Origin of the sequence: Bacillus sp. PSXD-155 (genome assembly GCF_049310765.1) — a bacterium.
GTDB classification, from domain to species: domain Bacteria; phylum Bacillota; class Bacilli; order Bacillales; family Bacillaceae_G; genus Bacillus_A; species Bacillus_A cereus.
Map to the genome: position 1 here is coordinate 40136 of NZ_JBMOWC010000010.1, position 17428 is coordinate 57563.

The window sequence follows — 17428 nt, forward strand, 5'->3', positions numbered from 1 at the left end:
TTTAGCCTCTCTCCTTCATTTGTTCAACAATGTAATTGACGATATGACGACTTGTTAACGCTCCAATATATTGACCGTTTTCTTCAACTGGAACGATCTCCTCATCACGCACACGAACTAACGCTTCTTGTAAAGAAGAATGTAATGATAGTGCCTGCCCTTCTAATTGCACACTTTGATCAAGCGGCAATACATCTGCTACACTTTTCTCCTCATACCAAGTTCGTCCACGATTTCCAATGAACTCCTCTACAAATTCATTTTTCGGATTATGTATAATTCCTTCTGGTGTATCTAGTTGAACAACTTTTCCATCTTTCATAATACAAATGCGATCTCCAAGTGATAATGCTTCTTGCATATCATGTGTTACGAACACGATTGTTTTTTGAATCTTTTTTTGCAACTGTACAATATCCTTCTGAAGCTGTTCCCTACTTAATGGATCTAACGCACTAAATGGTTCATCCATAAGAACGATTTTCGGGTTTGCGGCTAATGCTCGCACGACACCGACACGTTGTTTTTGTCCTCCTGACAATTCATCAGGCATACGATCTCGATATATATCCGGATCTAATCCAACCATATGTAACAAGTCATCGACGCGTGCTTTTATTTCCTTTTTGCTCCATTGCCTCATTTCAGGAACAACTGCAATATTTTCAGCGATTGTCATATGAGGAAACAATGCAATCTGTTGCAACACATATCCTATATCCCAACGTAATTCGTTTATATTATATTGTTGAATATCTTTTCCATCGATTAAAATCGATCCTTCAGTCGTTTCGATTAAACGATTAATCATCTTCATTGTCGTTGTTTTCCCGCAACCACTCGGACCGATGAGAACGAAAAATTCTCCCTTTTTAATTTCTAAATGCAATGAATCCACTGCTTTCGTGCCATCTTCATACGATTTTGACACATGATTAAATTGAATCACAAACACAACTCCTTTACTGTTGTTTCCTTTATTTTGATGGAATATGGCATTCATTTCAAATGATACGCTTTTAAATTAAAAAAGAGCTCGCATTTGAGCTCTAACGGTCGAACAATATTGTTTTCATAATAGCAGCATATTCGCGAACATACATTTTTCTCTTAGAACGAATTGGTGTTTCAGCAGCTAGCGCCTCCATCTTCATACCTAAACGCTTTGCAATTATTTTCGTTCGATATAAATGATATGTATTACTTACAACTACCGCATGTTTCACATTATATAAATCCATACTAAATTTTAAGTTTTCATACGTATTTGTAGATTGATCTTCTATTAAAATACGACTCTCATCTATACCGTGTACCATTAAATAATTTCTCATGCTATGAGCTTCCGGTATATCTTCATCTTCTCCTTGACCACCTGAAACAATTACTTTCGCTTCAGGATGGGAAAATAAATACTCCAACGCTACATCCAAACGATTTTGAAGAGATAAAGACGGTCTATCTCCAAATAACTTTGCACCCAGTATAAGAACGTACGGAGAGTGATAGCTCAACTTTTCACGAGCAACTTTGTTCATTCGAAACGTCATATAAATGATGTATAGTGGCGGTAATAATAAAATCATAAGAAAGATCCATTTGTTCATAAATAAGTATTCACTCCCTTTCTTGTTATTATATAGAAAAAGAAAGGGAGGCAGAAGTGTTTTTTCAAACGATTGATTTATTAGAAACATGCGCCGCTACTTTACGTTGTGATAGTACATAATAAATAGCGATTCCTAATGAGAAGATCAATATGCAGCTTAATACGTAAAACTGCAGCATGACTCCGACTTTAGATACACCAACTGTAAACAGCATTAATAATACAATTCGTATTCCTGTACCAATTAATCGAAATAAGCTATCCACTCTTCCCATTACTTCGTTTGGAATTTCCTCCATCATCAATACATTTCTCGCCACTCTTGTACCCGCATTTCCAACTGCATGAAAAATTGCAAGTCCATATAAGAAAATTACGGAAGGTTCAATACTCATTGCGGTAATTGAAATTACATAAATGAACATCGTTATAACGATTGAAACTTCTGTTTTTACATATTTCATTATGAGTGGAATACAGATTCCTGCAACAACCGCTCCAACACCGTACATCATCCCCTCTATTGCGTATACAGAGGCATTGGCTTTAAGTATATCCGAAATATAAACTGGTATTAAATAATTTGCCATCATAACACCTATAAACGGCATATAAGTGGCCAGTAAGAACCAAAAGAGCTTAGGACGTTTTTTCATAAAGTGAATTCCTTCAAACAATTGCTTCTTAAATGTTATTTTTCTTTTCACTTCTTTTTTCTTTACGTACGGTATACATAAGAAAAGAAAAAATGCTCCAGCAAAAGTTAACATGTCTACTAACAAAATCCACTTCAAAGATACAATTTCAATTAAGAAGCTCGCGGCCGCTCCAGAAATAACTTGTGTTAACTGTCCTTGTATTTCCATCGTTCCACTTAAACTTTTATAATGTTCCGCTTGAAATATCTCTTGGTTGAACGCAAATATTGTAGGATAAAATAATAAATAGTAGAATGATCCGGCTATATAAATAAGAATATAGTGAATAGAATGATAAGGTTGCCCCGCAAATCCCCATATAACCATTATTCCAATTACGGCAATTCCGATTCCTTCGTTACATAGCAATAAAGATTTTCTTGAAAAACGATTAATACTTTGCCCAATGAATGGTGTTAATAAAAACATAATGAGGGTTGCAATGATAGAAACATAACCAAATGTTGTCTCTCCTCCACTCTCTTTAATTAACAGCCACGGAATCGTTATCATAACAATTCCGGAACCAATAGCAGATAGACTATTGGCCCCTAGAATGTAATACAAGCGAGAATCATGATAAAGTGAGGACATATCACTCCACTCCTAGTTGCTTTTTCACCTCTTTATATACGCTCATATATGCTTTTAATTCTTTAACTACATCATGAATTAATGGTTTGGCATCTTCCCCAAGTTCACCATCTTGCACATGTAATCCATCAAGCACAACTTGTTTTGGAATGGCATTTGCATAAACACCTCTAGCGACCGTTCGCATGCTGTTTAATGCATTTATTCCACCTTTACCGCCACCAGCAACCGCTAACAACGCAACTGGTTTATGAATAAATTCACTACTACTTAAGTAATCTAAAGAGTTTTTCAGCGCACCGCTCATCGCATTATGATATTCTGGTGTACATAATACAACCCCATCCGCAGCTTTCACTAACGTTTTCAATTTTTTTACTGCCTCTAAATCACGTTGTGACTCTTCTCCATTGTATAAAGGTAACTCCTCAATTGCTAAATCATATAATTCCCCTTCAAATTGATCCGCAATATATTTTGCCACCACGCGAGTTCTACCAAATTTTCTTGGTGTACCGTTAATAACGACTAGTTTCATGATTCTTTCTCCCCTTTGTTTTCAAGTTCTACTTATATATTATCAGAAATTTCTATACAAAACACAATATAAAGAGTTAACTTGTTTCATAAAATAGTATGATAAACAAAAAAGAACTCATACTTTCGTATGAGTTTCGCACAATTACTTCGTTTCATCTCTCATGCTCAATGTACCTAAACTTTCATTTGCTTCAAAATGATTATATGCTTTTTCCGCTAATCTTTTCCGTTCTTCTGGTAATTCTATATATTTCATTACGTTTTCAATTATTTTTTCGTACGAAGTAAACACAATTCCTGGCCACTCTACCTCATCTTCTGGATTACTATTTTCGGAAATAATAAATTTCTTATTTGCGACTGCATAAGACACGCGAGGTGTTTCAAGAATTCCTGATAAATAAAAATGAATATTTAATATAATTTTAGCTCTAGCAATCAATTCATTTCTAACAATTCCCCACGCATTATTTTTAAAAACTATATTTAAATTCGGGGCAATCGCTTTTAGATGATCAAAAATAGCTTGTCGCCTCGGATTAAGGGCACCTATAAACAGAATATCAATATCTTCAATAATCTCATCTTCAAACGCATCTTTTTTTATTTCCAAAGTTGGAGCGTAGTTCATTTCTACATGTTTTATTTCTTTTCCTACCCCTTTTTGTTTAAGCCATTCTATATTTTGTTTACTATAATCCCAAATCACTCTATCTTTTAATAATATTAAATAAAGGGGGTGCGCATATGGACTTCCTTCGTATAGCTGTTCTAAATTATAAACAATTGCATCTTTCGGAAGAAGGTTCGGGTTATATGCGTATGTATGTGCTCCAAAAACAACTGTATTCTTTACATTTTCCAGTATTGTTTCTGATATAATTACTGTATTTCCCTCCTGCTCCAACCGCCACTTTAAAGCTCGCGCAACATCTATGAAACTACCATATGTCTTTGGGCATATAAAAAGACAATAATCATATTCTTTATTCAAATAAGCTTCCATTAATTTTAAATTATTTTTATATAAATCTACATCCGGATGTTTAAGTACTAACTCATTTGCATGTTTTCTTGCTACTTTATATAATCCAGCATAATAAGCAGCGATGCATCTTCTTAATTCGATTCTTTCACGATGTTCATCTAATACATCCATGTTTAAAAGAAGATTTGCGATACAATACGCTTTTAAATGATCACGATCATAATAATAGTCTAGTAGTGGCATCAATTCTTCATACGTATTTCCATGCACCGATTCTCCTAGTTCAATCGCCCATCGCATTAATTTCATGATTACTCCACTACTCCTTTAACCGAAAATGTATTTAATAAAATTTCGCATTATTCTCTACTACATTTGCTATATGAAATGGAATCTTTTCTTTAATCGATTCCAAATACTTTTGCGACACGGCCCCTAAATGTTTTTTATGCGGTATATAGAAAGCACTAATAGAAATTTCATAGTCAAATAAGTAATCATACACATGATAATCTACAAATAAAAGATCATCCTTTGGAAAAGGAATTTCCTTTCCTTGCCGAGCATACATCAAAGCAATATTGTTTTGAGATCGTAATCGATACAACCTTGCAAGTTGGTATAATGGTTCAGCCCGAGTTGGTCTATATTCCCACGCTTTTTGAAAATAAAAAACAGCTAATGCTAAATATTTCTCTTCTTGCCCTTTAACATTTTCTATTTCATCAGCATCTGTCACTTCATTTTGTTTATTTGCTGAACGATTTGCTAACTGCTCATAACAAAATCCTATTCGCAATAACGAATAGAATACCTCTTCAACCCAACCCCCTGCTTCCACTCGTTTTTTATACCATTTAATCGAATCTTCAAATTGACTTAAATGAAAATAAGTCTGAGCTAAATAAAATAAATATCTTATATGCAAATCTGGCGTTGTTTCTGGGTCGTTTATTCCTTGTAACAACAACCTCTCATCTCTTTCAAATTTATCAGCTTTACTCCCGCCATCTCCGGGATCATTCACGACAAGAGTCTCTAACCGATCTACCTTCGTATTGTAATTCGCTCCAACTTTTGAGCGATCTATATCCCAATACTCATGAGTAACACCGACAGATTTCCATGGTAAAGAAGCTTTCAAAAGACGTGTAAGCCAATATTTAATATGAACATCATATTGCAATGTAAGATAATGATCTTCCGTTAAGCTCGTTTTATCGAAATTCGGATCAACCTCTAAAATCATATCCGCATCTAATATTAATAAATAATCTGCTTCTGGATATGTTTTTTGCGCTAATGAAACAGCTAAACTTCTGTTATAACCAAAGTTTTTAAACGGCTCATGATGAACCGTCCCAGGTATCTCATTTTCCTTACACCAATTTTCAATAATTTCAGGCGTATTATCCGTCGATCCAGTATCACAAATAGAAACATAATCTACAATTGATTTTGTTGCATTTAAACATCTTTCCATAATTCTAGACTCATTTTTGACAATCATACAAAGACATAACTTTTTTTCTTCCTTTACAGACTTCACTTGCTCATTTCCCATTTAACCACCTCATATTTTATTAACACGCTCTTCTCATATGTAACAACATTTTTTAGCTATACTGATGACATAAGCACCCTTTTACTATTTATGAAAACTTCATTTTATTTATTCTTACTTTTATGTTGGGACATATTTCATACTTCGCTTTATATTTGATACAATCAATACAAAAAAACATAATACGGGAATCCGTACATTTCAAAGTCTAAGAGGAGGTTATATTTTGTTGGATTACATTTGGCTAGATGACAAATCACCAATTTTAGAACAACTACCAAGTAATTTTAAATCTGCAGCTATATTGCTACATCCATTTGTCCAAATGCCTTTAGGATGGGAAAAGTCTGTGAGAAAAAGACCATATGAGCACATCTATCCTAGCGCTGAAGAAATCATTCACAATGGGAAATCCGTTTCTTGGAAGGAAATGATGTCTTGTAGTGGATTACATTCATACGCAGACCTAGCAATGGCCATTTTGACTTCCATTAGTGCCTTTTCAGAAGAATATAAAAGAGAGGATTTAGCTGAAAAGCTACATTCAAACTTTAAAAAAAATCTTTATTATCCAACAGAAGATTATACGTCTATATTTTTATTACACAAATTACTTAAACTCCTCGGTTCTAAAGGTGCAAAAAATCTATATTTCTCTGAACCACTTCTTGATACAAACGGATTATTACAGGTAAATAATACTACTCCATTAGATATTTGGGACATTAGCAATAATGAGTTAATTATTACTGGAGAAGACAATGAGTATGCGTTTATGAGTATATACGATTCCTTTACAACCTTATTATTAGCTAAAGAAGAAAATATAGAATATATTGTTCAATCAATGAATGTTGAAGCTGTCATTTGTGACAAAAAAACGATGATTGATTGGTATTTTTAAATTAGTAATTTCTTAAACTATAAAAAAGAAACTTGCGCTTATGCACAAGTTTCTTTTCAAAAACATCCTTATTTTTTTACAACTTCATGTCCACCGAACTGATTACGTAGTGCTGAAACTACTTTTCCATGGAATGTATCATCTTCCTGAGAACGATAGCGCATAAATAATGACATCGCGATTACTGGTGCCGCTGCTTGTAACTCAAGCGCAGTTTCAACAGTCCATTTCCCTTCTCCTGAAGAGTTCATTACACCTTTAATGCCATCAAGTTTAGGATCATCTGCAAATGCTTTTTCAGTTAAGTCCATTAACCAACCGCGGATTACTGATCCGTTCGCCCATACTTTTGCAACATCTTCATAATTGAAATCAAAGTCACTCTTATCTAGTACTTCAAATCCTTCAGCAATTGCTTGCATCATGCCGTATTCAATACCGTTATGAACCATTTTTAAGAAATGACCACTACCAACGCGGCCAGCATAAGAATAGCCATTTTCTACTGCTAAATCTTTAAATAAAGGTTCTAATTGGTCGTAAATTTCTTTTTCTCCACCAACCATTAAACAAGCACCGTATCTAGCTCCTTCTACACCGCCAGATGTACCGATATCTACATAATGTAATCCGAAGCTTTTTGCTTCTTCAGCACGGCGTAACGTATCTTTATAGAATGAATTTCCACCTTCAATAACGATATCACCTTCATCTAATAACGGATACACATCTTTTAATACTGACTCTACAACTTCTCCTGCAGGCACCATTACCCAGATCGTACGAGGAGCTTCTAATTCAGCGATCATTTCTTTTAATGTATGACGTGCAGTAATTCCTAGTTTTCCTGCCTTTTCTACAAGCTCTTTATTTACATCGTATACAACTACTTCATGCTTGTCTTCATGTAAGTGTTCAGCTAATGGGAATCCCATTTTTCCTAATCCAATTAATCCTAGTTTCATATTAATCAATCTCCTATTCTATACAAATATATTTAATATCGAAATTAGCCCAAGTGCTACTACAGATAATATAGTCTCCATTGCAGTCCATGTTAATAACGTTTCTTTCACAGTCATTCCGAAATACTCTTTAATCATCCAAAATCCTGAATCATTCACGTGTGATAAAATTAATGACCCTGCACCTGTTGCAAGTGCTAATAATTCAACATTTACACCTGGTGTACTTGCTGCAATCGGCGCAACAATACCAGCTGCTGTCATCATAGAAACAGTTGCCGATCCTGTCGCAACTCGGATAAGTGCAGCAATTCCCCATCCAAGTAATATTGGTGAAATATGTGATTCTTTCGCCATTTCAGCAATTGTAGTACCAATTCCAGAATCTAATAATACCTTATTAAATGCACCACCAGCACCAATTACTAACAGTATGTTTGCAATTGGCCCAAGGCAATCATTTGTAAATTGTAATACTTTATCTTTAGAAAATCCTTTTGCATAACCAAGGCTAAAGAAAGAATAAATCGTTGCAATTAATAAAGCGACTATTGGATCTCCAATAAAGTGTAACACTTGTGCAAGTTGACTCGTTTTATGTAACGCTACTTCAGCAATGGATGCACCAAGCATAAGAAATACTGGAAGTAAAATAGTAAACAATGTATTTCCGAAGCTAGGAAGTTCTTTCTTCTTATCTCTTTCAATAAATTGCTCCGCTATATCTAATGGTACTTCCTTATGTATACGAGCACCAATCCATTTCCCGTAAAGTGGACCTGAAATAATTGCAGTTGGAAGTCCGACAATTAACGCATATAAAATTGTCTTCCCTACATCTGCTTTAAAAATACCCACTGCCGCCATTGCCGCTGGATGCGGTGGGACAAGTCCGTGTACGACTGACAGTCCTGCTACTAGCGGAATACCGATTGTAATAAGTGATACCCCAGTTTCTAACGCAATTGTAAATACTAACGGAATTAATAGGACGAATCCAACTTGGAAAAATACCGGAATCCCTACTAAAAATGCAACGAACATCATCGCCCAGTGAACTCGTTTCTTCCCAAAACGATTAATTAATGTGTTAGCGATACGTTCAGCACCGCCAGATTCGGCCATCATTTTTCCAAGCATCGTTCCTAGTGCTAAAACTATCGCTAAAAAGCCTAACGTATTACCAAGCCCTAGTTTAATAGAATCAATAATCCCTGGATCTTTTGGTGAAGTTCCAATTAAAGGCATTCCCATTGCTAAACCTACACCAATTGCTGTTAAAATTAATGCGACAAATGGATGCCATTTTACTACCGTAATAAGTAAAAGTAGTATGACAACTGCCGCTAGTACGATCCCAACTACCATTTCTCCCAATCCCCCTATTGTTTACGTTGGAAAGCAGCTATACAATCAAATTCTTCTTTCAAGCGATTGTAAAGTCGTTCATACATATAAAACATTTCTAAATATATAGCCGTATTTTCTTTATTCGGTACATGGTGATGGACAATATCAATCCAATCCTTTACCTCTTCAAGAGAATCAATTTTTCCTACAGCATATAAAGCAACTGCCGCTGCCCCAAGCGCAGATGCTTCATGACTTTCAGGTACAAACAATTCTTTTCCCATCATATCGGACAACATTTGTCTCCAAAATGCAGATTTTGCAAACCCTCCTGAAACTCGTATTTCAGTAAGTGGCCCTGTACAATCCCTGATTGCGAGTGCTACTGAATATACACTCATACAAACACCTTCCATCACTGCACGTATAAAATGTTCTCGTTTATGTTGAAGATTGATTCCAAAGAATGTACCACGAGCGTTTGCATTCCAGTAAGGTGCGCGTTCTCCAGATAAGAAAGGTAAGAACAATAGCCCATCCGCTCCAGCTGGTACGCTTTCTGCATATTTAATTAATAAATCATAAGGATCAATGCCGAGCTTTCTTGCTACTTCTTGCTCTGGACTACCAAATTCATCACGTAACCATCTCAGTAATATTCCGCCGTTATTCGTTGGACCACCGATTACCCAGTGCTCATCTGTTAATGCGTAACAAAACGTTCTCCCTTTCTCATCTGTATTTATATTTGATGAGATTGTTCGAACCGCACCACTCGTTCCAATCGTAATTGCAGCCGCACCCGGTGATATCGCACCAACTCCTACATTTGCAAGAACCCCATCACTTGCTCCGATGACAATTGGTGTTTCTGCACTTATCCCCATCTTCTGTGCTAATTCTGGCTTCATACCTGATAAAATATATGTAGTGGGTACAGGGGTTGATAATTGTTCTGGTGACATATGTAACATAGTCAAAACATCTTCATCCCAGTTTAATGTTTCTAAATTAAATAACCCTGTTGCAGAAGCAATCGAATAATCAACTACGTAGCGTGAAAATAATTGGTAAATCACATACTCTTTAATGGAAATGAATTTATAGGCACTTGTATATAACTCTGGTTCCTCTTCTTTCATCCATAACAATTTAGAAAGTGGTGACATCGGATGAATCGGTGTACCTGTACGTCTATAAATTTCATGCCCATTCATTTGTTGTAATAATTTTTCTGATTGCTTCGTACTTCGATTATCTGCCCAAATGATAGAACGCGTTAATGGCGCACCATTTTCATCTACTGCAATTAATGCGTGCATAGCTGTACTAATACCGATTGAAGAAATATCTTCTGGTAATACATTACCTTTTTCAATGGCAACGCTTACACTTTTGTATACAGCGGCACATATTACATCAGGATCTTGCTCAGCCCATCCTACATTCGGTTGAATAATTGGGTAATCGATTGCATGTGATGCAATGACTTTTCCTTTTTCTGTGAACACAACCGTTTTTGTACTTGTGGTACCGATATCAATCCCGATTACTCTCCCCCTTGTTTCCATGCGAATCTTCCCTTCATTTCTAGCAAAATACGATTTAGTAAACCGTTTACATGAATTAGCATATAAAATATTTTTTCATTTATCAAGTTATAAAAAGAAAATTTTTTTCACAACAAAAAGTAAATCCCCTCATTCCATTTCACTTATATACTAAATTTAGCTTTTCCGTGCGGTAAAATTACGTTATATTCTTTACGCAATACACTCTTTCCTCTCATTAACAACACATACATAGTCCTCCATACGTTTTACTCATTTGCATGAAAAAGCGTTGAAAAGCAATATTCATTTTTAGGGATCACGTTACATAACCATCAAGCCAAGAAAAGTAACTACCCGCAGAATGAGAATTCTGTGCATTTTGCTCTTGTTTATTGTTTTAGATTCACTAGTCCTTTTATCTTGATAAACATAGAGCGCGGCCCCCCTGCTATCACTTTTTTATCTTGTAAATATATCTTACATACTATAAAATTTAATAGTATTTTTATTTTTCAGAAAAATAAAACAATAATATAGAATTTATTGTATAATGTTGTAAAAAGATGTCGGAGGGATTTAATGTTAAATAAAATATCTCAATTCACAATTAAGCTTTCATCAATTCTTTTATCACTCTTACTATTATTAAATTTACCTTATTTATTTATCACTCAACAAGGGTTTACCTTTCAACCAATTTATTTTTTTAATCAGATCGTTACCATGTTAAAACAGGTCTTCTCCCCTGAATCATTAGTGATTATAGGATCAGACCCGAAGTTTGGCCATTTCAAAAAAACACCATTATTTCCAACTGTTTTAGAACCTTACCTATATTCATTTACTATATTATTTTTAGCCTTTTTTCTTGCTCTCTTTCTATCATCTAGCATGGCATTTTTTTATTTTTTAGCGAAAGATTATATAAAAAAATGGATAAACCGAATTGTTTTCATATTAGAAGCTGTCCCTGATATGATGCTGATGATTTGTTTGCAAATATTCTTCATATGGGTACTTCAAAAATTCGGGGAATCTCCTGTCACTATTATTTCTTTTAATGAAAATCGAGCTTATTTACTCCCTATTTTATCATTAGCTGTCTTACCTACATTACAAATGTTTCGGATGATGGTGTTATACATAAAAGAAGAAGAAGGAAAACATTACGTAGAGGTTGCATATGGAAAAGGCCTTTCATCAAGTTATATACTCTGCATTCATTTATTCAAAAATATATCTATCCACTTCTTTCACCATTTAAAAACGATTTTTGTTTTCTTACTTTCTAATTTATTCATTTTAGAATTTGTTTTTAATATGGAAGGCATTATTCAATTTCTATTTAATAAGGCGTTTGTTTCACCTCCCGCTGCATTTATCATACTTGTTATGATTATTTTACCGTTTTATGCCATTTTCCAAATAGTCTCATTCATGATGAATAGATGGAAAAAGCAATTGAAAGGAGTATCATTATGAAATCTATTTGGAAATCAAAACGCTTTTTAATCGGCTTTACTTATCTATTCATACTTATTTCAGCTAGTTTTATTTATAGTTGGTTCTTTAAAGATAACATCCCAAAACCTCCTCAGTTACTTTACAATGACAATAACGAATTACTTGGAAAGGCCCCCTTTCCGCCATCGTTAATTCCACCTTTTGGATCTGATCGTTTTGGAGAGTCTGTTTTCTTACAAATTGTAGAAGGAGCAAAATTCACTATTTTATTAGCCGTAGCAATTAGCTTCTTTCGAATTTTATGCGGAACATGTATAGGAATCCTCTTAAGTTTATATGCTCCAAAACTCAAGAGATTTTTCCAGTCATGCTCAGAAGTTTTTTATTATATTCCAACTCTATTTATCGCATTCATACTCATCACGCCCGTTAATATTATAATCACATCAAATGCTGATGGGGTAGATCCAAATATTTCATTTACGTTTTATCAAGTACTCGTACTTATTTTCGTCGCTCTGCCTACACTTTCTTTATACATATCCTCAGAGGTTGATGAATTTATGAAACAAGATTACATCTTAAGTTCACAATTACTGGGGGCTAGTCGTTTTCATATTATTAAAAAACACTTACGAGTCTTATTACTTGACCGCTTATTTGTATTATTTATGGAACATATCGTCCAAACACTCATACTCGTTATCCATTTAGCGTTGCTTAACATTGTAATTGGCGGCATACAAATGCGTGAACTCTATGACGGAGTGCTCAAACCTGTTTCTCTATCTAATGATTGGGCAGGTCTTATTGGATTAAATCGTAATGAAATGAATCTTTCATGGTGGATTATTTTTTATACTCTCGCTTCATTCTTTATTACGATTCTATTTATTAAGCTTATGACCATCGGGATTCAAGATGCACTGAAAGCAAGAGATTCGCAAATTGTAGCAATTCAAAACGTTCCAGATCATAAAAAATTTGTTAAACATAAAGATTCCTTTTCGTTTGCAAATAAAGTAAACCTTTAATCATTTCTCATTAATCAAGTATTAATTGGCATCGATATTAGTAGAAAATAAAGAAGATGATCCCTATTAAATACAGGGATCATCTTCTTATGCTGTCTAACTTTTTTACATGTCCTTTGCTAGACTCATGCTTTTTATATTTAAAGTGAATTATTTGCAATCACAATTATGTTTTTTAAAATCAATTACCATACGCCCTTGAATTCTACCTTGTTCCATTTCTTCGAATACATTTTGTACTTTATCTAGCGAACAAGTTTGAACAACCGGCACTACTTTTCCTTCTGCCCCAAACATAAACGCCTCTTCCAAATCTTTACGAGTACCCACTAGAGAACCAACTACTTCAATTCCATCCAGTACAAGTCGCGGGATGTTTAAGTCCATTGTTTCTACTGGTAGCCCTACTGCAACTACTTTACCGCAAGCACGTACTGCATCAACTGCTGAGTTAAAGGCTACTTTAGAGACTGCTGTTACTACCGCAGCATAAGCGCCACCAAGCTCCTCTTGAACAATTTTATCAGCAGGACCTTGAGAAATTGGATTGATAGTCATATCAGCACCAACTTCTTTCGCTAAGGCTAATTTGTCGTCATTAATGTCTACTGCGATTACCTTTGCACCAAATACATTTTTAGCATATTGGATAGCTAAGTTACCTAATCCACCGCAGCCATAGATTACAATAGGTTGACCAGGTTTAATATCTGATACTTTAATAGCTTTATATGTAGTTACACCAGCACATGTAATTGATGATGCTTGAGCAGGATCTAATCCTTCTGGTACTTTTACCGCATAATCAGCAGTAACGATACATTGTTCAGCCATACCACCATCTACTGAATAACCTGCGTTTTTAACTTCACGGCAAAATGTTTCTCTACCAGTTACGCAATATTCACAACGTCCACAAGATTGGAACATCCATGCAATACTTACACGGTCACCTATCTTTAGCGAATTAACATCATCAGCTATTTTCGTAACAATACCTACACCCTCATGACCAAGAATACGGCCATCAGTGTTACCAAAATCATGATTCGCAACGTGTAAATCAGTGTGGCAAACTCCACAATACTCTACATCTACTAACGCTTCGCCTGAGCGTAACGGACGTAATTCTTTTTCAATCACTTCGATGTTTGCTTTGCTGTTTTTATTAACCACTACTGCTTTCATATGTGATCTCCCCTTTAGTGTTTTAGCGTTTTAATGAGTTTATCTCACAACTACTTTCCTCACTACTTTGGCTAGTTATTGTACCAAATTTAAGTGTTCAATCATCATTACATCTTCATCATAACATGACACTTCATAAACAGCTTGTGAAATTATGAACAATATTTGAATTATTACACAAATCGGTCTTTATTTTAAATTTTTAAAAATGAGAGTTTATCACTGACTATAAGTAAGTCATACATTTCTAAAAGAAAATAAAGTAACAAACTTCTCATCGATAAAAAAGCTCTTCACTCAATATTTTCTATATTTAAACACTTAGTTTCACAGTAATAGCCTTTACCGCCAACATAAACTTTTTCTATTTTATTTTTGCTATTGGTTGCTAATTTAACTAATATTTCAGAAGGCAAGTGTAATGAATAACCTTGTTCAAATACATAGACTTCTTTTTGCAAGTAGTGCTGTTCATAAAGGTAGCAAGCTAATGCACCGTTTGAAGTTCCAGTCGCTGCTTCTTCATTAATGTCGTATAGTGGAGCAAAATTTCTGCATATAATTCGATTGTCATTAAAAGTATATAGATGCATCCCGACAACATTATAATACTTGCTGATTTCTTTAATTTTTTCAAAATTAGGTTGTAGCGCATGTAATTGTGTTTCGCTTTTTATAGGAATTAAAATATCTTTTAAGCCCGTGGAGACAATTTGAATTGGGTAATTATTGTCTATATCTTTAATGTCAAAACAGTCGATGAACTCGTTTGGAGATACAACATCATAGAATATCGGTTTGTTTTGTTCCATGAATATGATGTCTTCTTTTATAGTAATAGTAAGAACACCGCTGTTCGTTTCAATCGTATAGCGATTCTTGAAATTTTCATTTAAATGCATCAGTATCGTGAAAGATCCGATTGTGGCATGACCACATAAATCAACTTCTTCTTTTGGTGTAAAATACTCAAATTTATAATCAGCAATTTCAGATTCTGATATAAATGCGGTTTCCGCATAGCCCAGTTGTTTGGCTATTTCCATTTTTTGAGTAGTGGTCAATGTATTCTCAATAAATACCACTCCCGCTTTATTTCCGCCTTTATGATCCTTGCTAAATGCACTTGCAACATAAACAGATATTTTCATAAGACACCTTCCTCGCCTATAGTAAATTTCAATATAATAATCACTATATATAAATATAATTGGATAAATTATCAATAAAACAAGAGACAAACTATTTTTTTTAGCATTTGAACTCTCCAAAAATAGTTTGTCTACAGTCTGAAAGCACTTCATTTGAAGAGCTTTTTTTATATTCGCTTCATCGAAATCGTTTCACGTATACTTTGTAAATTTTTTAGCGTTTCCTCTTGTCGCTGCAACGACAACCCTACATACAAAGTATCTAATAAGCTTAACTGTGCTAATCGTGATGAACTTGCTTCTGTGCGGAACTCAGTCTCACGTGTTGATGTATATAACGTAATATCAGCAAGTTGACTTAATGCTGATTTCTTATAGCTCGTAATCGCAATAATTTTGGCCCCTCTTGCTTTCGCTACTTCTAACGCTTCAAGTAATCCTTTATTGCTACCAGAATGAGAAATGCCAATAACAACTGAATTTTCCGAGAGTAAACCTGCTCCCATAATTTGAAAATGCGAATCAGTATGAGCGATACAAGAAATACCCGTTCTCATAAACTTATGATACGCATCCATCGCAATAATACCAGAGCCACCATTTCCATAAAACTCAATTCGACTTGCTTCTTGCAAAGCTCGTACAGCCTGCTCAAGTGCTGTTTCATTTAGCAAATGTAAAGTATCTTGCAGTCCTGTAATATGCGAATGAAAAACTTTTTTAGCAACAGTTACCATACTATCTTCTGCTGATACCTCTTCATGAATATTTTGCATCGGTGTATGTACAATTTCACGAGCTAATGTAATCTTTAAATCTTGAAAACCTTGCAAACCAAGGTGTTTACATAAGCGGAATATCGTCGCTTCGGAACTACTCGTAACTTCAGCTAATTCTGTAATAGATTTATGTACAACATCTTGTGGATGTTTCAAAATATGTTCGGCAATACTTCGCAATTTCGGTGATAAACCATTTAACGAAGCCTGAATCTTTCCAATCCCACTCCTTGTACCAGGCATAGCATATCCTCCTCTTCTATCGTAGCTTTATCCTGTAAAAACCGATTAGTTTAACTTTATTGTACCTAATTATTGAAAGAAGAAAAACCTATATTAGGGATTACTATAAATTTTAATTGCTCCTATGTATTCTGTCATACGATATAACAGAATTATTCATGCTTATGAATAATCCTCCCCATGTTTCACTGCGTATAATGCGGCTTGCGTACGATCATCCACTTCCAATTTAGCTAAAACGTTTGAAACGTGTGTTTTCACAGTTTGTTCTGTAATATGAAGTTCTGCTGCAATCTCCTTGTTGCTTCTTCCTTTCGCAATTTCGCGAAGTACCTCTTGCTCTCTTTTCGTTAACATTGAAAAAGGATTTTCTATTTCCTTCTTTACTGCGGTACGCCCCATTAATGCAGGTGTTACTTTCGGGTGAAAATTCGCATTTCCTTGATGTACTGCAATAATAGAAGCGACAAGTTGCTCAGGTTGTACTTCTTTTAATTGATAACCATCTGCTCCAGCTTCAAGTGCTGGTATAACATAATCTTGCTCTGAAAAACTACTTAATATAAGTACCTTTATCGTCTCATCGTATTGCTTTAGACGTTTTGTTGCCTCAATTCCATCCATTTTCGGCATCGATACATCCATTAGTACGACATCCGGTCTTTCTTTTTGCACGAAATGTAATGCCTCTTCGCCATTATCCGCTTCCCCAATAATTTCAAATTCTTCTCTCGTTTTCAAAAAGAATACAAGTCCTCTCCGAACGATATGATGATCCTCAACTAGTAGCAATTTAATCTTCAA

At 34.8% G+C, this 17428-nt stretch carries 16 protein-coding genes; 3 read left to right on the plus strand and 13 right to left on the minus strand.

The window, feature by feature from the left end; all coding sequences use genetic code 11:
• Window position 1 precedes the first annotated feature (1 nt).
• The 6 genes from ACO6VI_RS13715 to ACO6VI_RS13740 all read right to left on the minus strand — a co-directional run bounded on the left by ACO6VI_RS13715 (window position 2) and on the right by ACO6VI_RS13740 (window position 5993).
• A complete protein-coding gene (locus tag ACO6VI_RS13715) occupies window positions 2-949 on the minus strand; it encodes an ABC transporter ATP-binding protein (RefSeq protein WP_000614073.1) in 948 nt (315 codons plus the stop codon).
• A 100-nt stretch (window positions 950-1049) separates the two neighbouring features.
• Window positions 1050-1607 carry a YdcF family protein gene (locus tag ACO6VI_RS13720; RefSeq protein ID WP_001045718.1) on the minus strand — a complete coding sequence of 186 codons (558 nt, stop codon included), beginning with the start codon at window positions 1605-1607 and terminating at the stop codon, window positions 1050-1052.
• Between the two features lie 64 nt (window positions 1608-1671).
• Window positions 1672-2901, minus strand: a complete 1230-nt coding sequence (locus ACO6VI_RS13725) for an MFS transporter (RefSeq protein WP_422423495.1) — start codon at window positions 2899-2901, stop codon at window positions 1672-1674.
• A 1-nt stretch (window position 2902) separates the two neighbouring features.
• Window positions 2903-3439, minus strand: coding sequence for an NADPH-dependent FMN reductase (locus ACO6VI_RS13730; protein WP_000780355.1), 537 nt, complete (start codon window positions 3437-3439; stop codon window positions 2903-2905).
• Between the two features lie 144 nt (window positions 3440-3583).
• Window positions 3584-4738 carry a DNA-binding protein gene (locus ACO6VI_RS13735; RefSeq protein ID WP_088020935.1) on the minus strand — a complete coding sequence of 385 codons (1155 nt, stop codon included), beginning with the start codon at window positions 4736-4738 and terminating at the stop codon, window positions 3584-3586.
• Window positions 4739-4772: 34 nt separating this feature from the next.
• Window positions 4773-5993, minus strand: a complete 1221-nt coding sequence (locus tag ACO6VI_RS13740; protein WP_023521843.1) for a tetratricopeptide repeat-containing glycosyltransferase — start codon at window positions 5991-5993, stop codon at window positions 4773-4775.
• Between the two features lie 139 nt (window positions 5994-6132).
• Here ACO6VI_RS13740 and ACO6VI_RS13745 point away from each other — a divergent pair, with 139 nt between their 5' ends.
• Window positions 6133-6897 (plus strand): DUF2711 family protein, encoded by a 765-nt coding sequence (locus ACO6VI_RS13745; protein ID WP_043924654.1) that lies wholly within the window; start codon window positions 6133-6135, stop codon window positions 6895-6897.
• A gap of 68 nt (window positions 6898-6965) precedes the next feature.
• Here ACO6VI_RS13745 and gnd read toward each other — a convergent pair whose 3' ends face one another.
• From gnd to gntK, 3 genes are read right to left on the minus strand one after another with little or no spacing between them, the layout of a single operon-like run.
• Window positions 6966-7862, minus strand: coding sequence for a phosphogluconate dehydrogenase (NAD(+)-dependent, decarboxylating) (gene gnd, locus ACO6VI_RS13750; protein ID WP_000765981.1), 897 nt, complete (start codon window positions 7860-7862; stop codon window positions 6966-6968).
• Window positions 7863-7880: 18 nt separating this feature from the next.
• Window positions 7881-9230 (minus strand): GntP family permease, encoded by a 1350-nt coding sequence (locus tag ACO6VI_RS13755; RefSeq protein WP_000260205.1) that lies wholly within the window; start codon window positions 9228-9230, stop codon window positions 7881-7883.
• A 14-nt stretch (window positions 9231-9244) separates the two neighbouring features.
• Entirely contained in the window at window positions 9245-10783 is a 1539-nt protein-coding gene (gntK, locus tag ACO6VI_RS13760) for a gluconokinase (RefSeq protein WP_000449997.1), read from the minus strand.
• 561 nt (window positions 10784-11344) lie between these two features.
• On the opposite strand from gntK, the gene ACO6VI_RS13765 reads away from it, so the two are divergent.
• The gene (locus tag ACO6VI_RS13765; RefSeq protein WP_063547159.1) at window positions 11345-12247 is read left to right on the plus strand and encodes an ABC transporter permease subunit; all 903 of its coding nucleotides are present in this window, start codon (window positions 11345-11347) and stop codon (window positions 12245-12247) included.
• Window positions 12244-13263, plus strand: a complete 1020-nt coding sequence (locus ACO6VI_RS13770) for an ABC transporter permease (RefSeq protein ID WP_000836572.1) — start codon at window positions 12244-12246, stop codon at window positions 13261-13263. Before ACO6VI_RS13765 ends, ACO6VI_RS13770 begins: the two co-directional genes overlap by 4 nt.
• A 150-nt stretch (window positions 13264-13413) precedes the next feature.
• On the opposite strand, the gene adhP is transcribed toward ACO6VI_RS13770, so the two are convergent.
• The 4 genes from adhP to casR form a co-directional block, all read right to left on the minus strand.
• Window positions 13414-14451, minus strand: coding sequence for an alcohol dehydrogenase AdhP (adhP, locus tag ACO6VI_RS13775; RefSeq protein WP_000649129.1), 1038 nt, complete (start codon window positions 14449-14451; stop codon window positions 13414-13416).
• 293 nt (window positions 14452-14744) lie between these two features.
• Window positions 14745-15602 (minus strand): PhzF family phenazine biosynthesis protein, encoded by an 858-nt coding sequence (locus ACO6VI_RS13780; RefSeq protein WP_063547158.1) that lies wholly within the window; start codon window positions 15600-15602, stop codon window positions 14745-14747.
• A gap of 167 nt (window positions 15603-15769) precedes the next feature.
• Complete coding sequence (locus ACO6VI_RS13785) at window positions 15770-16624, minus strand: MurR/RpiR family transcriptional regulator (RefSeq protein ID WP_001119652.1); 855 nt, start codon at window positions 16622-16624, stop codon at window positions 15770-15772.
• Window positions 16625-16786: 162 nt separating this feature from the next.
• Window positions 16787-17428, minus strand: coding sequence for a two-component system response regulator CasR (gene casR / locus ACO6VI_RS13790; protein ID WP_063547157.1), 642 nt, complete (start codon window positions 17426-17428; stop codon window positions 16787-16789).

What these genes read in the sequence shown, in the direction of transcription:
- ACO6VI_RS13780 (WP_063547158.1), bottom strand. Translation starts at nt 15,602, where the DNA reads ATGAAAATATCTGTTTATGTTGCAAGTGCATTTAGCAAGGATCATAAA.
- gnd (WP_000765981.1), bottom strand. Translation starts at nt 7,862, where the DNA reads ATGAAACTAGGATTAATTGGATTAGGAAAAATGGGATTCCCATTAGCT.
- ACO6VI_RS13755 (WP_000260205.1), bottom strand. Translation starts at nt 9,230, where the DNA reads ATGGTAGTTGGGATCGTACTAGCGGCAGTTGTCATACTACTTTTACTT.
- ACO6VI_RS13765 (WP_063547159.1), top strand. Translation starts at nt 11,345, where the DNA reads ATGTTAAATAAAATATCTCAATTCACAATTAAGCTTTCATCAATTCTT.
- ACO6VI_RS13730 (WP_000780355.1), bottom strand. Translation starts at nt 3,439, where the DNA reads ATGAAACTAGTCGTTATTAACGGTACACCAAGAAAATTTGGTAGAACT.
- ACO6VI_RS13725 (WP_422423495.1), bottom strand. Translation starts at nt 2,901, where the DNA reads ATGTCCTCACTTTATCATGATTCTCGCTTGTATTACATTCTAGGGGCC.
- ACO6VI_RS13720 (WP_001045718.1), bottom strand. Translation starts at nt 1,607, where the DNA reads ATGAACAAATGGATCTTTCTTATGATTTTATTATTACCGCCACTATAC.
- gntK (WP_000449997.1), bottom strand. Translation starts at nt 10,783, where the DNA reads ATGGAAACAAGGGGGAGAGTAATCGGGATTGATATCGGTACCACAAGT.
- ACO6VI_RS13785 (WP_001119652.1), bottom strand. Translation starts at nt 16,624, where the DNA reads ATGCCTGGTACAAGGAGTGGGATTGGAAAGATTCAGGCTTCGTTAAAT.
- ACO6VI_RS13770 (WP_000836572.1), top strand. Translation starts at nt 12,244, where the DNA reads ATGAAATCTATTTGGAAATCAAAACGCTTTTTAATCGGCTTTACTTAT.
- ACO6VI_RS13740 (WP_023521843.1), bottom strand. Translation starts at nt 5,993, where the DNA reads ATGGGAAATGAGCAAGTGAAGTCTGTAAAGGAAGAAAAAAAGTTATGT.
- adhP (WP_000649129.1), bottom strand. Translation starts at nt 14,451, where the DNA reads ATGAAAGCAGTAGTGGTTAATAAAAACAGCAAAGCAAACATCGAAGTG.
- ACO6VI_RS13735 (WP_088020935.1), bottom strand. Translation starts at nt 4,738, where the DNA reads ATGAAATTAATGCGATGGGCGATTGAACTAGGAGAATCGGTGCATGGA.